Raw genomic sequence first — 694 nt, forward strand, 5'->3', positions numbered from 1 at the left:
ATCAAATCCAAGGTGACCATCGAGCCGGTTACCACCTACGACCTCGAGATTGCCGGCACGAAGGTAAACTCCGCCAACTGCAACGACCTCAGCGTGATCCCCGGCGTGAGCGGCACGGTGAAGTACGACCACTCCACCCGCACCCTCACCCTCCACAACGCCGCCATCAACGCCGGCGGTGACCACAACTGCATCGCTTCATACATCGACGGCCTCACGGTGAAGCTCACCGGCACCAACACGATAACGGCGGGAAAGACAGCCGTCGGCCACGTCCGGCCGATGACCCTTACGGGCGGCGGCACGCTCAACGCAGAGGGCACAAATAGCTGTGGCATCTTTGTCAATAAGACCTCGCTCACCATCGACGGCTGCACCGTCAATGCCAAGGGCCTATGGGGCATCACAGGAAATGGCGGCTCCTCGGAAACCCTCACCATCCGCAACGCCGCGGTAACAGCAGAGGGCACGGACGGCTCCATCTGCGACCTCCGGACCCTCACCCTCGACGGCTGCGCCATCACAAACCCCGCCGGAGCGGTGTGGAACGCCGGAAAGAAAGCCGTGTGCGACGCCTCGGGAAATATCATCACCGACAAGGTGACCATCAAGCCCGTGACTTTCTACGACCTCGAGATTGCCGGCACGAAGGTAAACTCCGCCAACTGCAACAACCTCAGCGTGATCCCCGGCG

The 694-nt window shown here is 61.7% G+C and carries 1 pseudogene; it reads left to right on the forward strand.

The window, feature by feature from the left end:
- Positions 1 to 694 (forward strand): annotated as a pseudogene (locus tag EII32_RS12265) (peptidase); the annotation flags it as partial.

Origin of the sequence: Prevotella sp. OH937_COT-195 (genome assembly GCF_003932845.1) — a bacterium.
GTDB lineage: Bacteria > Bacteroidota > Bacteroidia > Bacteroidales > Bacteroidaceae > Prevotella.